The sequence below is a fragment of the Inquilinus sp. Marseille-Q2685 genome, assembly GCF_916619195.1.
Lineage (GTDB): Bacteria > Pseudomonadota > Alphaproteobacteria > DSM-16000 > Inquilinaceae > Inquilinus.
The window spans coordinates 61699-76012 of sequence record NZ_CAKAKL010000012.1 but is presented as its reverse complement, the minus strand read 5'-3'; the positions used below and the strand labels follow the sequence as shown (position 1 = coordinate 76012).

Here is a 14314-nt window from a genome sequence, read left to right as displayed (position 1 = left end):
CGTCAGGATCGGTCCTGACGGGCCTTGTCGCGCCTCGCGACGAGGCGCTTAGAGACCGTTTGGAAATGCGCTGGCGTGAGTCGGCTGGCGGTGGTTTCGAGAACCGGAGCGCAGCGCACATTGGGTGCGTGAGCACCGGAAGCGGAGAAACCGCCGTCAGACGGCCGCGCCAGTAGCATTTCCAAATGGTCTCTTACCCCTGGGGCGGCGTCCAGACGTTGTCCCGCACGGTGATCGCCTCCGGGATCAGGCCGAGCCGGTGGAAGCGGTCGGCGGATTCCTGCTGGTTGGCGACGATGGTGCCGTCCAGCGGCAGCACGCCGAAGGCGCCGCGCTGGGCCGCGACCGTCTGGGCGGCGAGGTCGACGCCGGTGACCGCCGCCATCGCCTTGGCCAGTTCGTCGCGGTGGCCGTTGGCCCAGGCCGCCGCCTCGGTCAGCGCGTCCAGCACCAGGCGGATGGTCTTCGGATGCGCGTCGGCATAGTCGCGATGGGCCAGCAGGAACGGCGCCGCCTGCAGCACCTCGCCGGTCCAGGCGACGACACGGACGCCGGTGCGCTGCTGCGCCAGCGCCAGGAACGGGTCCCAGATCGTCCAGGCGTCGAACTGGTCGGTGTCGAAGGCGGCAGCGGCGTCGGCGGGGCCCAGATAGACCGGGGTGATGTCGCCGAAGGCGATGCCCGCCTTCTCCAGCGCCGCCGCGGTCAGGTTGTGCGAGCTGGTGCCCTTGGCCAGGCCGATGCGCTTGCCCTTGAGGTCGGCGACGCTGCGGATCGGCGACGCTTCCTTGACGATGATCGCCTCGCCCTGCGGCGTCGGCGGGATCGCGGCGACATAGACGAAGGGAATGCCGGCGGCCTGGGCGAAGATCGGCGGGCCGTCGCCGGTGTAGCCGAAATCCAGGCTGCCGGCGTTCAGCGCCTCCAGCAGCGCCGGGCCGGTCGCGAACTCGACCCAGCTGACCTTGACCCCCAGCGGCTCCAGCCTGGCCTCGACCAGCTTCTGCTGCCGGGCGACGACCAGGAGGCCGACCTTCTGGAAGCCGATCCGCAGCTCCTTCGGCGTGTCGTCGGCGAGGGCGGCGGAGGGCAGGGCCGCGAGGGCTCCCGCCCCGGCCAGGAGGGCCGCGAAGGTGCGGCGCGACAGCAGCGTCATCGGCTCATCCAGTTTCGAAGTGTATATATATGGCGATAAATACATACAGGATAAGAATGATAAATTAATATACAAAAAATCATCGCTATTATGGATACGCGAATGCCGAGCCGAAGAGGCCGTTCCCGTCATTGCGAGGAGGCGAAGCCGACGAAGCAATGACGGTTAGGGACGGCCCCGTCTCTCGGACAATCAGCCGCGCTGGTCGATGCCGGCGGCTTCGACCGCCAACCCTGTCCCCAGCAGCCGGGCGTCGTCGCCGGCGGGGGCGGACAGCAGCAGGCTGGTCGGCAGGCCGCGCTCGTCCCGTCCGGTCGGCAGCGCCAGGCCGCACATGGTCAGGATGTTGCCGATCATGGTGTTGCGCAGCGTGCGCAGGTTGATCTGGTGGTAGAGGTCGACATCGGCCTCCAAGGGCGCGATCTCCGGCGCCGCATGCGGCACGGTGGGGAAGGCCAGCAGGGCGCCGTCCAGCTCCGCCGCCAGCGCCGGGCTCAGCCGCCGGCGCATGGCCTGGATCGCCAGCAGGTCGGCCGCGGTCATCCGCTTGCCGCCGGAGATGCGCGAGGTGATGCGCGGGTCGACCCGCGTTGCATCCGGCCCCTCCATCAGCTCGCGGTGGAAGGCATAGGCCTCCGCGGCCGTCAGCGAGCCGTGGGCGGCGCCGACCGCCGCCATCTCGTCGATGATGCCGATGCGCCGCCGCTCGACCTCGGCCCCGGCGGCGGCCAGCACCGACAGCGCCCGCTCGAAATTGGCGATCACGCCGTCCTCGGCCTGGTCGAAGACGATGTTGTCCGGCACCACCAGGCGCAGGCCGGAGAGATCGGCGCGGCGGATGTCGGTGGCGACGGCGCCGCGCAGCGCGGCGTCCAGCAGGATGCAGTCCTCCACCGTCCGGGCCAGCGGGCCGACCGAATCCAGGGTCTGGGACAGCGGGAACACGCCGGTCTTGTCGATCCGGCCTTCGGAGGTCTTCAGGCCGACCAGCCCGTTGAAGGCGGCCGGGATGCGCACCGACCCGCCGGTGTCGGTGCCGATGGCGCAGGGGGCCAGGCCGCGCGCCACCGCGACGGCGGAGCCGGAGGACGAGCCGCCGGGCGCCCGCGGCGTGTTCGTGTCGTGGGGATTCAGCGGCGTGCCGTAATGCGGGTTCAGCCCGAGGCCGGAATAGGCGAATTCGCTGAGATTGACCTTGCCCAGGCTGACCATGCCGGCGGCGGCCAGGTGGCGCGCGATCGGCGCATCGGCCGCGGCCGGCGGGGCGTGGCGCAGCACCTCGGCGCCGGCGGTGGTGACGGTACCCTCCAGGTCGACCAGGTCCTTCCAGGCGACCGGCACGCCGTCCAGCGGCCCCAGCGGCCGGCCGGCGCGGTAGCGCTTCAGGCTCGCCTCCGCCTCGCGCCGCGCCCGCTCTTCGGTCAGGGTCAGGAACACCGCCTTGTCCGGGCAGGCGCGGATACGGTCGAGGAAGAATTCGGCCGCCGCCACCGGGTCGGTCGTGCCGGCGAGATAGAGGCGGCCGAGGGCGGCGGCGGAGATCTGGGACAGGTCGGTCACGGGCGATGGTTCCGCGGCCCGTGATCCCCATCGCCCCGGCGGGCCGCCGGCCGGGCACGATCCGCTACTCGACCAGCCGCGGGCAGATTTGTCGAGTTCGGTTTTCCGCGACCACGGGTCCGAGGAGTCAGAGGACCGAACATCCCAATTCTGTCATTGCCGGGCATGACAAAGGGGAGCCGTCCCGACCCCTCTACACTGTCAGCGCGAACACCCGCAGCCGGTGGCCATCGGGGTCGAGGGCGACGAAGGTGTGGCCGAAATCCATCGTGGTCGGCGGCTGCAGGATCGGCAGGCCGCGGCCGCGCCACTCGTCATGCAGCGCATCGACCGCGGCGGCGTCGGCGACGCTGAAGCCGATCTCGCCGCCCCCGCCGGCCGCAGTCGCCGCCGGCTCGACCGTATGCCGCGACCACAATCCCAGCTTCGCCCCGCCGTCGAGCACGAACAGGGCGAAGGTCGGTGAGGATTCGACCGGCTCGCGGCCCAGCAGCCCGGCATAGAAGGCGGCGCTGGCCGGCGGGTTGTCGACATAGAGCAGGGTGTAGCTGGGGATGGGCATCGGGTTCTCCTGGGTGATGACAGCCCCAGGATGCGCACCCATGCTGACAGTTTCCGGCAGCATCAGTCGCGAGGACTGATCCCCTGGATCTCCCGCCATTCCTTCAGCAGGGCCTGGCGCCGGCGCGGAGTGCGCGCCTCGACCGGCGCCAGCTCCAGGATGCGGTCGGTGCGGAAGTGGCGGAAGCCCTGGCGCAGCTCGCACCACGCCACCACCACGCGGACCTGGTCGAAGAAGCCGAGGGCGAAGGGCCAGATCACGCGCCGGGTCTCCGCCCCCTCCGGGCCGCGATAGGCGATGGCCAGCTTGCGCTCGGCCCGGATCGCCCGGCGCACGGCGGCGAGGTCGATGCTGCCGCCGGCGATCGCCTGGCCGGGCCCGACCAGCAGCGCGGTGGCGTCCAGGCCCTGGCGCAGGTCGTCCGGCAGCACCGCGGCGATCTTGGCCAGGGCGTTGCGGGCGGCGTCGCCCAGCCGGTCGTCGGCGCGCTGCGCGACCCAGCGCGAGCCCAGCACCAGCGCCTCGATCTCGTCCTCCGAGAACATCAGCGGCGGCAGCATGAAGCCGGGCCGCAGCACATAGCCGAGGCCCGGCTCGCCCTCGATGTCGGCGCCCTGCGCCTGCAGCGTGGCGATGTCGCGGTACAGCGTGCGCAGGCTGACCCCGGTCTCGGCCGCCAGCGTGCGCCCGCTGACCGGCCGGCGGTGGCGGCGCAGCACCTGGATCAGCGTCAGCAGGCGTTCGGATCGCGACACGGCCTCTTCCTCCCGAGAGGCCTATGCTGCCAGATCCTGGCAGCAGCGTCAGGGCCTGATCACCTGCCCCTGTGCCGTGCCCTCCACCGCGTCGACATAGGCGCGGGCGACCTCGGCCGCGGGCGTGCCGCCGTCCCGGCCCATCGCCTGCAGCGTCTCGCGCACCCAGCCGGGGCTGACGGCGTTGACCCGCAGGCCGCGCGGCAGCTCCAGCGCCGCGGCGCGGACGAAGGCCTCCAGCCCGGCGTTGACCAGCGCGCCGAAGGCGGCGCCGGCCATCGCCGGGTCGATGGTCCCGGCCGTGAGGGTCACGGACCCGCCGTCGCGCAGCTGCGGCAGGGCCAGGCGCAGCAGCGCCACCTGGCCCAGCAGCTTGCCCTGCAGCCCCTGCAGGAAGGCCGCGTCCGGCGCGTCCAGCGGCGCCATCCGGGCGCTGGCGGCGCAGCAGACGACGGCGTCGACCGGGCCGGCCGATCGCACGAGCGCCGCGATCGACGCCGGGTCCTCGATGTCGACCGAAGGCGACCCGCTCCGCGATACCTGCAGCACCTCGTGCCGCGCCTCCAGCGCCGCGGCCACGGCCGAACCGATCGTGCCGGTCGCGCCGATGACGATGATCTTCATGCCGCCGCCTCCGCCTTCAGCGCATAGGTTTCGGGATCGTAGTCGTCGAGGCTCGGGAAGCGCAGCGGCTCGGTGGTCGCCAGGGTCAGCAGCCGCTGCCGGTACTGCTCCAGAGACGCGCGCCGGCCTTCCTCGCCGATGCGGGCCGGCTGCCAGGCGATGAAGGGCGGCAACACGTCGAAGCCGGTGAAGCGCAGCATGCCGTGCTGGATCGGGTACAGCAGCTGGCCGATCTCGCCGTTCAGCCCGTCTGGCCCGTACATCGAGGCCGGGCCGCCGACGGTCAGCGACAGCATGGCCCGGCGCCCGGCGAAGCGGCCGCGGTCGTACCAGACCCCGCCGCCATAGACCGCGCCCATGGCGAAGACCCGGTCGACCCAGCCCTTCAGCATCGCCGGCAGCCCGAACCACCACAGCGGGAACTGGAACACCAACGCGTCGCACCAGGCCAGCTTGTCCAGTTCCGCCTGCACCTCCGGGGCGAAGCCGCCGGTGGCGCTGGCATGCGCCTCCTCCTGCTGCTGCCTGAACGTGTCCGGGTCCAGCGCGCCGGTGAAGTTGTGGCGGCCGGAGCGCGGATCCCAGCCCATGGCATAGAGGTCGGAGACCACGAGATCGTGCCCGGCCTCGGGCAGGCAGCGCCGGGCGGCATCGGTCAGCGCGCCGTTGAAGCTGCGCGGCTCGGGATGGGCGTGGACGATCAGGATCTTCATGGCGCTCCCCTCGGTGTCCTGGTCCGAGGATGCGGCCTCGCTTCCTTGAAGAGAATGGCCCATGATCTTCAATGGCCTTGAAGGAAACGGTGCAGAATGCGCGGCAGCGACTTCGCCGAGCTGAAGGCCTTCGCCGCGGTGGCGGAGGCGGCGAGCTTCTCCCGCGCCGCCAGGCGCCTCGGCGTCTCGCCCTCGGCCCTCAGCCAGACGCTGCGCGGGCTGGAGGGGCGGCTGGGCGTGCGCCTGCTGAACCGCACCACCCGCAGCGTCACCCCGACCGAGGCGGGGGAGCGCCTGCTGGACCGGCTGCGGCCGCTCTTCGCCGAGTTCGACCAGGCGGTGGAGGAGGTGAACCGCTTCCGCGACGCGCCGGCCGGCCGGCTGCGCATCAACGTGCCGCGCCTCGCCGCCGCCCTCTTCGTCGGGCCGGTTCTGGGCCGGTTCCACCATGCCCATCCCGGCGTCGAGCTCGAGGTGGTGGTCGACGACACCATCACCGACATCGTCGCCGGCCGCTTCGACGCCGGCATCCGGCTGGGCGAGACGCTGGAGCGCGACATGGTGGCGGTGCCGCTGACCGGCGCGCTTGAGCTGGCGGCGGTGGCGACGCCGGACTATTTCGCCGAGCATGGCGTGCCGAAGACGCCGGCCGACCTGCACCGCCACCGCTGCCTGCGCTTCCGCTGGCCGGGCGGCGGCGACCTCTACCGCTGGGAGTTCGAGAAGGGCGGGCAGGAGGTCTCGCTGGCGGTCGACGGGCCGCTGGTGGTCAACGACACCGCGCTGATGCTGCAGGCGGCCTTCGGCGGCGCCGGCATCGCCTATCTGCTCGACTGCCAGGCGCAGGCCGATGTCGAGGCCGGGCGGCTGCAGCGGGTGCTGCGCGACTGGTCGCCGCGCTTCCCGGGCTTCTACCTCTACCATCCCGGCCGCCGGCAGATGCCCCCGGCGCTGCGCGCCTTCATCGAGGTGCTGCGCGCCGGCCCGGGCAGCCCGGGATAGGACCGCCGGCCGCACGCCCGGATTGCGGAGATCCATCGGAAAATCGCCAAATTCGATCTATGCGGCGGTCCTGCGAATCTCGTATGAAGGCGGGGTTTTGGTCGGACTCGACCCTAAGCATTTTCAGGGAGCGTTTGATGGCGGACGTGATGGGCACGGACGGGCAGGACTTCTTTCACGCCGCGGGAGACGGCAGGACTGCCCCCTCCGGCTACAACGACATCACCTACAACCCGGGGGACTACGTCTTCGCCTCGGCGGGGACGACATCGTCATCGGCGCCGGCAACGGCAACATCTATGTCCCCTATGGCGGCTACGACCTTCTGGACTATTCCGCCTTCGGCCAGGGCCTGATCTTCAACAGCGACAGCCTGGGCGGCTACAGCAGCATCCTGCGGCAGTCCGACGGCGTCCGCATCGCCGTCTACTGGACGCCGGCCGGCACCAGCTTCGAAGAGATCCGCGGCACGGCCTTCGACGACACCATCCATGCGATGGGCGATGCCGTGTCGCTGCAGGGCGGCGGCGGCGACGACACCGTCATCGCCGGCGCCAACGCCGAGACGCTGGACGGCGGGGCCGGCACGGACACGGTCAGCTACGCCGATTCCCAGGCGGGGGTGACGGTCGATCTGCGGCTGGCAGGGGGCCAGGTCTCGGCAGGGATGGCCGGCGGCGACACGCTGACCGGGATCGAGAACCTGATCGGCTCGGCCCTCGCCGACGCGCTGCACGGCGATGCCGCCGCCAACCGCCTGACCGGCCGCAGCGGAGACGATATCCTCAACGGCCACGGCGGCGACGATGTTCTGGCCGGAGGTGCCGGGGCGGACCAGCTGACCGGCGATGCCGGCGTCGACACCGTCGACTATTCGATCTCGGGCGCCGGGGTCACCGTCGATCTGGCGGCCGGTGCCGGCACCGGCGGCGACGCCCAGGGCGACACGCTGGCAACAGTCGAGAACGTCATCGGCTCCGGCTTCGACGATCATCTGTACGGCGATGCCGGCGCGAATGCGCTCACCGGCGGGGCGGGCGACGACACGCTCCGCGGCGGGGGCGGGGCCGACGTGATCGATGGCGGCGACGGCTCGGACTTCGCCAATTACCAGGGCTCGGCGGCGGCGGTGACCGTGAACCTGCTGGCCGGCACCGCCTCGGGCGGCGATGCCCAGGGCGATACGCTGACCGGCATCGAGAATCTCTACGGGTCAAGCTTCGACGACCAGCTCACCGGCAACGACGTCCGCAACATCATCGGCGGTGAGCTCGGCAACGATATCCTCGTCGGCAATGGCGGGAATGATTCCCTGTCGGGAGAGGCCGGCGACGATCGGCTCGAAGGGGGCGACGGCAACGACCGGCTCGTCGGCGGGGACGGCATCGACAACCTCCAGGGCGGCGCCGGCGATGATTCCATCGATGCCGGAACCGGGAACGACACCATCATCGGCGGGAATGGCAACGATTCCATCTATGGCGGCGAGGGCGGCGACCAGATCGACGGCGGCGGCGGCAACGACTTCATCGAGGCGGCGGGCGGCGGCGACGTCATCAATGGCGGGGACGGGATCGACACGGCCAGCTATGCCGGCTCGGCCACGGCGGTGCAGGTCTCGCTCGCCCTCGGGATTGGCACCGGCGGCGATGTCGCCGGCGACATCCTGGTGAATGTCGAGCAGTTGCTGGGCTCGGCCCATGACGACCTGCTGATCGGCGACGCCGGCGCCAGCACGCTGTGGGGCATGGCCGGCGACGACCGGATCAACGGCGGCGGCGGGGCCGACATGCTGAAGGGCGGGGCCGGCAACGACAGCTTCGTCTACACCGCCCTGTCCGACAGCACCGTGGCCGCGGCGGGCAAGGACACGATCGCGGACTTCTCGGCCGGCGACCGCATCGATCTGTCCGGCATCGATGCCGACGGCAATGCGGCCAACGGCGACACCGCCTTCGCCTTCGGCACCGGCAACTTCACCGGCGTTGCGGGTCAGTGCGGGTGGTGGCGTTCGGTGACGGTCGCCAGGCCGTCTATCTCGACGCCGATGGCGACAGGACGCCGGACTCGATCATCACCGTCTATGCCGACCACGCTCTGACGGCGGCGGATTTCGTCCTGTAGCCGGCCGACATCGCAGGCCTGCAGGAGCGCGGCTTTGCAGGCCTCTCGGATCGGCTCGGCTCCCGGGCCGGTTGATCGTCCAGCACGTGAGCGCGCCGGCACCAGATCAGCCGGATCGGCCGATCCCGGCCCGTCCCAACCGGCCGGGCCGGACGACGGCGGCGTCTGCGGCTGTTCAAGGCGGTCGAGCTGCTGGGCGGCGGCCTGGGCGTGACGCAGGCGACGATGGAGCTCGGCTACGGCTCGGCATCCGCCTTCGCCTAAGCGTTCCGGATCGACATGGGCTGCAGCCCCCAGGCCTATATGCAGAGGCGCCTGCCGGATCGGGGCGCCCTCGGGTCGTCTCTTGCCGGCGGCGATCCGGCCCGCCGCCGCACCGGGCCGGCGAATGGTTAACGCAATGTTCATTGCTTGACCGCTCGCACTTCGTTCATGATACGTTCCATGGACGCAGGCACGGACTCCGATCTCGACATCCAGGCGCATTGCCGCAGCCTCGCGCTGCAGCAGATCGGGATGCTGACGCGCATCGCCGAGATCGGCATGCGGCTGGTCGAGGCGGAGGGCGCCAAGGCCATCGCCCAGGCCGAGCAGCCTGAGGCTGAAGCGCCCGGGGCCGAGCCCCCGGCGGCCAAGGACCATGGCCTTGCCTTCGCCCGCCATGCCGGCACGGTGCAGCGGGCCCTCATGCAGCGCGCCCGCGCCGCCGCCGACCTCTGCGCCCGCGACAGGGCCGCCCGGCGCGCCCGCCGGGCCCGCCAGCGCAACCATGTCACCGAGGCCCTCTACGCCCTGATCTGGGACCCCGCCCAGTCGATCGAGGAGCTCGACGAGGCCGACCATCGCACCGGCATGCTGCACGAGCGGCTCGACGCGCTGTACGAGGACGAGGAGGACCGGATCGAGGACCGGCCGGTGGGCGCGGTGATCACCGGCCTGGCCTGCGGCCTCGGCCTGTCCGACGAATGGCGCCGCCGGGCGGCCGACTGGTCGGGTCCGCCCTATCCGCCGCCGCCGACCGGCAGCCCGGGCGAGATCCGGGCGCGGCGCCGGGCCCGGCTGCACGCGCTGATGAAGCGGACGCTCGGGGCCATCGATCCCGCCAAGGCTCCCGGCCTCGAGGCCGGGATGGACGCCCGGCTGCAGGAGCCCGATGCCGAAGAGCTGATCGACACCGAGCCGCCCGCCCGGGCCGCCGCCCGCCTCTGCCGCTCCCTCGGCGTCGATTTCGCCGGCGACTACGAGGAGCCCCCCGAACCTCACGCACCCGACACCGGGTGACCGGCCGGCGCCTCAGGCCGCGGCGCTTCGGCGACGATTGGCGAAGGAGGCGATGGCGATCCCGCCCAGCACCACCAGGCCGCCGACGATCTCGCGCGGGCCGACCGTCTCGTGCAGCACCAGCACGCCCAGCAGCACGGTCCAGACCGGGGTGAGATAGGCGTTCATCGACCCCAGCGTCGGCCCGGCCAGGCGCAGGATCTGCATGTACAGCGCGATCGGCACGGCGGTGGAGAACACGCCGAAGGCCAGCAGCTCCAGCCCGTGCGCCGGCACCGCGGCGAAGGCCGATGGGCCGGTGACGGCCAGCACCCAGGCCATGCTCGGCAGGCCGGAGAAGACCTGCTGGCCCAGCGCCAGCCGCACCGGCTGCGGCGACGGCATGCCGCGCACATAGATCACGCCGACGGCGTAGCTGGCGGCCGTCGCCAGCATCGCCAGCGGCCCGAACAGCCCGCTGTCGCCGACCGCGGCGGGGCCGATCAGGATCGCCATGCCGGCGAAGCCGGCCAGCACGCCGCCGGCGCGCCGGCCGGTCAGCCGCTGGTCGGCGAACAGCAGATGCGCCAGCACCGCCACCATCAGCGGGCTCGACGCCGCGATCAGCGCCGCCAACCCGGCCTCGGTGTCGGCCAGGGCATAGGCGGTCAGCGTGTTCGGGACGATGCCCTGCAGGATGCCCAGCACGATCCAATCGCGCCACTCCCGGCCGCGCGGCAGGATGTTCTGGCCGCGGGCCAGCAGCCACAGCGCCAGCAGGCCGCCGCCCATCAGCCCGCGGATGGCGGCCAGCGGCACCGGGGCGATGTCGGTCCCCAGCACCTTCATCAGCAGATAGGCGGTGGCCCAGAGGAAGGAGCAGAGCAGCAGCAGCCCCAGCAGCGGCGCGCTGCCGGAGGCCTTGGCCGCGGCGATGTCGGCGGACGGGCTCATCCGCGCCCCTCCCGCCCGATGTCGAATTCGGTCACTGTCCGCTTCCTCCCACTCGGCCGGCAAGGTGGCGGAAATCCGGCCGGACGGGAAGGGGCGGCGGACTCAGCCCTGCAGCAGCGGCGCCACCGCGACGCTGCGGCCGCTGTCGATGCTCTCCAGCGCCGCGACGCCGCACAGCACCGCCAGGGCGCCGGCGCGGGCGTCGGCGCGCAGGCCCAGCGGGTCCGGGAGGCCGGGGCGGAACAGCATCGCCTGCATCTTGGGGTCGCCGCCCCAATGGCCGCCTTCCTCCTGCGGCACCCAGATGTGCTCGACCGCGCCGAAGTTGCGCATCAGCAGGATCTCGTCGGCCGGCGGCACGGTCCAGGCCTGCCGCTCGTATTGCCGCACCTCGATCCGTCCCCTGGTGCCGTTGAACGCCAGGTGGTGGCCCTCGATCGGCATGAAGGTGTTGAGCGAGTAGGAGACCTGGACGCCGTTCCGGTAGCGCAGCGCCGCCGACATCGTGTCCGGGATGTCGATGTCCTCGCGGAACACGCAGGCGTCGCGGACATAGCCGTCCTCGCGCGACGGGTCCTCGTACAGCATGGTCAGCCAGGCATCGGCCGAGACGTCGAAGTGGAAGTCGCATTCGCCGGCATGCAGGCAGGTCTTGCAGCGCGGCCCGCGGAACGGGCCCTTGCGGCCGTAATGGCGCAGCTCGCCACGGGCGAACACCTCCTCGGGCTCCGACGCCAGATACCAGTTCAGCAGGTCGAAATGGTGGGTGGCCTTGTGCACGAACAGGCTGCCGGAATTGGCACGATAGGCGTGCCAGCGGCGGAAATAGTCGGCGCCGTGCTTGGTGTCGAGATACCAGTGGAAGTCGACCGACACGACCTCGCCGATGGCGCCGTCCAGCAGCAGCTGCTTGATCCGCTGCGAGGTCGGGGCGTAGCGATAGTTGAAGGTGACGTCGACCCGCCGGCCGGTGCGCTTCTCGGCGTCGAGGATGCGGCGGCACTTCTCCGCCGTAGTCGTCATCGGCTTCTCGGTGATGGCGTCGACCCCGGCCTCCAGCGCCTGGACGATGTGCTCGTCATGGGCGCTGTCGCGGCTGCACACCATCAGCCGGTCCGGCCGGGTCTCGCGCAGCATGGCGCCGAGATCGGTGAAGGCCGGCGCGTCGACGCCGATCGCCGCCCGCGCCCGCTCCAGCCGCAGCGGGTTCTGGTCGCACAGCCCCCCCATCTCGACCACGTCGCCGACCTGGGCCAGCAGCTCCCGCCCCCAGGTCCCCGCGCCGCGATGGCCGGTTCCGACCAGCGCGACCCTCGTCTTGCCCATTTCCGCCTCCAGACCCCGTTACACGGTGCCCATTACAGCGTGCAATGCGTCTCATACCGCTCGATGCAGGTCTTCAGCACCTCGTCGCCCGGGCGCTTCCACCAAGTCTCGGCCGAGAAGATCTCGACCTCCTGCGGGCCGGCGAAGCCGGCGGCCTCGATCGCGGCGCGGATGCCGCGCAGGTCGATCACCCCGTCGCCCATCATGCCGCGGTCCAGCAGCAGGTCCCTGGTCGGCACCAGCCAGTCGCAGATGTGATGCGCCAGGATGCGCCCCTCGGCGCCGGCCCGGGCGATCTGCGGCATCAGCTCCGGGTCCCACCAGACGTGGTAGACGTCGATGGCGACGCCGATGCCCTCGCCCAGCAGGTCGCAGATGTCCAGCGCCTGCTTCAGCGTGTTCACGCAGGCGCGGTCGGCCGCGTACATCGGGTGCAGCGGCTCGATCGCCAGCGGGATGCCGCTGGCCCGGGCATGTGGCAGGATGGCGGCGATGCCGTCGGCCACCATCTGCCGCGCGGCGCCGATGTCGCGCGAGCCCTGCGGCAGGCCGCCGACCACCAGCACCAGGCAGTCCGCGCCCAGCGCTGCCGCCTCGTCCACCGCGCGCAGATTGTCGTCGATCGCGGCCTTCCGCGCCTCCGGGTCGCCGGCCGGGAACATGCCGCCGCGGCACAGGCCGGTGACCTGGAAGGCGTTGTCGCGCACGATCCGCGCCGCCTCGGCCAGGCCGATCTTCTGCACCTGGTCGCGCCAGGGGGCGATGGCGGTGATGCCGTGCCCCAGGCAGGCCTCGGCCGCCTGGCGCATGTCCCATTGCTGGCGGACGGTGGCGAGGTTGATGGACAGGCCCTCGGCCATGGTCAGGTCTCCAGGAATCCGTCGGCCATGGCCGACCAGTCGGGGGTGAGGGCCGTGCCCAGCCCGCGCGCGGCCAGCACCGAGCCGATGGCCAGGCGTCCGTCGCGGATGGCGAGGCGCGCGCGGCCGCCGGCGTCGGCGTAGAGGTCGGGGTGGGCGGCCAGGAAGGCGCGCTGCTCCGCCGCCGGGGCGCCGGCCATGCCGTCGACATAGTGGTGGCCGTTGCGCTCGACATGGCCGGTGCCGCCCAGCGCCGCCAGCACCAGGTCCTGCTGCAGGGCGACGCCGCCCTGGGTGGTCAGATCCTCGGCCGACAGGAAGTAGCGGCCGCCGTCCTCGGCGCTCCACTTGGCGATCCGGGCCCGGTTCAGCAGCGACCGGTAGAACCCCTTGCAGGATTTCGACGACACGCCGCGATAGCCCAGGGCGCGGGCGCGCGGGAACACGCCGATCTCGGCATCCGATTCGTCGATCTCGACCGGTATGCGCTCGGCCAAAGCGTGGATCGGCTCGGCCAGCGCCCGGGCGCGGGCGATCGGCTGCTCCAGGAACAGCACCGCGGATCGCAGCCGGGCCAGGGCGGGATCGGCCTTGAGGCGGTCCCAGAACTCGGCGACCGGCCCGGCCTCGGCGAAGGTCTCGTTGCCGTCCAGGGTGACGCGATAGTCCGGCAGCCGCTCCAGCACGGCGGCGATCCGGCGCAGCCGGTCCAGGTCGGAATCGGCCTTGCCGCTCAGCTTCAGCTTGAAATGGGTGTGGCGATAGGCGGCGATCGCCTGCTCCAGGCTCTGCGGCAGCCCGTCGTCGAGCCGATCGGCGATCTCGGCGGTGGTGATCGGGTCGGCCAGGCCGACCGTGTGCCGGGCGTGGATGTGGTCGGCCGGCGACAGCCCGGCCAGGAACCGGTCCAGATCGAAATCGCCGAGGTCCGGCGCGGTGGCGGCGGTCAGCCCGATCCGGTTGGCCCGCACCGCCGTGACCGCGTCGATCCCATCGATCCGGCACAGCGCGTCGATCACGGCGCGGTCGAACAGGGCGAGGCCGAAGGAGGCGATCAGCCCTCCCAGCCCCTCCGCCGCGCAGGCCGCGTGCTGGCGCGGCTCGATCGCGGCGCTCAGGGCGAAGACCGGGGCCGGGGGCGCTTCCAGGTAGAAGGGGCGGGCGATGGCGAGCGACCGGCGCAGCTGGTCGAAGTTTTGCGCCTCGGTCAGGGCCGGGTTCTTGTCGAACCATTTCGGCACCATCAGCTCGGCCGCTTGCCCCTCGGCCCGGCGGCCGTCCGCGGCCTCGACCGTCAGCCGCAGGAAGGCCTGCGGCGCGCCGGTGACGGTGGCGGCGCCGAAGCGGAAGGGCAGCCGGAACCGCACCGGCCGCTCATACAGCCGGGCCTCGACGACGCGCAAGCGGGGGGCGGTCAC

At 71.8% G+C, this 14314-nt stretch carries 13 protein-coding genes; 3 read left to right on the top strand and 10 right to left on the bottom strand.

Annotated features, from left to right (window positions below; genetic code table 11):
• Positions 1–193: 193 nt before the first annotated feature.
• The 6 genes from LG391_RS32040 to LG391_RS32015 all read right to left on the bottom strand — a co-directional run bounded on the left by LG391_RS32040 (position 194) and on the right by LG391_RS32015 (position 5370).
• Entirely contained in the window at positions 194–1156 is a 963-nt protein-coding gene (locus LG391_RS32040; protein WP_225772780.1) for an aliphatic sulfonate ABC transporter substrate-binding protein, read from the bottom strand.
• Positions 1157–1348: 192 nt separating this feature from the next.
• On the bottom strand, positions 1349–2716 hold the full coding sequence (locus LG391_RS32035; RefSeq protein WP_225772778.1) for an amidase: 1368 nt from the start codon (positions 2714–2716) through the stop codon (positions 1349–1351).
• 193 nt (positions 2717–2909) lie between these two features.
• Positions 2910–3278: a VOC family protein gene (locus LG391_RS32030; protein ID WP_225772776.1), complete on the bottom strand. Its 369-nt coding sequence runs from the start codon at positions 3276–3278 to the stop codon at positions 2910–2912.
• Positions 3279–3340: 62 nt separating this feature from the next.
• A complete protein-coding gene (locus LG391_RS32025) occupies positions 3341–4033 on the bottom strand; it encodes a YafY family protein (RefSeq protein WP_225772774.1) in 693 nt (230 codons plus the stop codon).
• A gap of 48 nt (positions 4034–4081) precedes the next feature.
• Positions 4082–4657 carry a short chain dehydrogenase gene (locus LG391_RS32020; protein ID WP_225772772.1) on the bottom strand — a complete coding sequence of 192 codons (576 nt, stop codon included), beginning with the start codon at positions 4655–4657 and terminating at the stop codon, positions 4082–4084.
• Positions 4654–5370 (bottom strand): NAD(P)H-dependent oxidoreductase, encoded by a 717-nt coding sequence (locus LG391_RS32015; protein ID WP_225772769.1) that lies wholly within the window; start codon positions 5368–5370, stop codon positions 4654–4656. Before LG391_RS32015 ends, LG391_RS32020 begins: the two co-directional genes overlap by 4 nt.
• A 96-nt stretch (positions 5371–5466) precedes the next feature.
• Here LG391_RS32015 and LG391_RS32010 point away from each other — a divergent pair, with 96 nt between their 5' ends.
• The 3 genes from LG391_RS32010 to LG391_RS32000 all read left to right on the top strand — a co-directional run bounded on the left by LG391_RS32010 (position 5467) and on the right by LG391_RS32000 (position 9777).
• Positions 5467–6372, top strand: a complete 906-nt coding sequence (locus LG391_RS32010; RefSeq protein ID WP_225772767.1) for a LysR family transcriptional regulator — start codon at positions 5467–5469, stop codon at positions 6370–6372.
• A gap of 97 nt (positions 6373–6469) precedes the next feature.
• Positions 6470–8473, top strand: coding sequence for a calcium-binding protein (locus LG391_RS32005; protein ID WP_225772765.1), 2004 nt, complete (start codon positions 6470–6472; stop codon positions 8471–8473).
• Positions 8474–8940: 467 nt separating this feature from the next.
• Positions 8941–9777 (top strand): hypothetical protein, encoded by an 837-nt coding sequence (locus LG391_RS32000; protein WP_225772763.1) that lies wholly within the window; start codon positions 8941–8943, stop codon positions 9775–9777.
• 12 nt (positions 9778–9789) lie between these two features.
• Here LG391_RS32000 and LG391_RS31995 read toward each other — a convergent pair whose 3' ends face one another.
• The 4 genes from LG391_RS31995 to LG391_RS31980 form a co-directional block, all read right to left on the bottom strand.
• Positions 9790–10710, bottom strand: a complete 921-nt coding sequence (locus tag LG391_RS31995; protein WP_225772761.1) for a DMT family transporter — start codon at positions 10708–10710, stop codon at positions 9790–9792.
• 102 nt (positions 10711–10812) lie between these two features.
• Entirely contained in the window at positions 10813–12036 is a 1224-nt protein-coding gene (locus tag LG391_RS31990; RefSeq protein ID WP_225772759.1) for a Gfo/Idh/MocA family protein, read from the bottom strand.
• Between the two features lie 32 nt (positions 12037–12068).
• Complete coding sequence (locus tag LG391_RS31985; RefSeq protein ID WP_225772757.1) at positions 12069–12896, bottom strand: sugar phosphate isomerase/epimerase; 828 nt, start codon at positions 12894–12896, stop codon at positions 12069–12071.
• Positions 12897–12898: 2 nt separating this feature from the next.
• On the bottom strand, positions 12899–14314 hold the full coding sequence (locus tag LG391_RS31980; RefSeq protein ID WP_225772755.1) for a mandelate racemase: 1416 nt from the start codon (positions 14312–14314) through the stop codon (positions 12899–12901).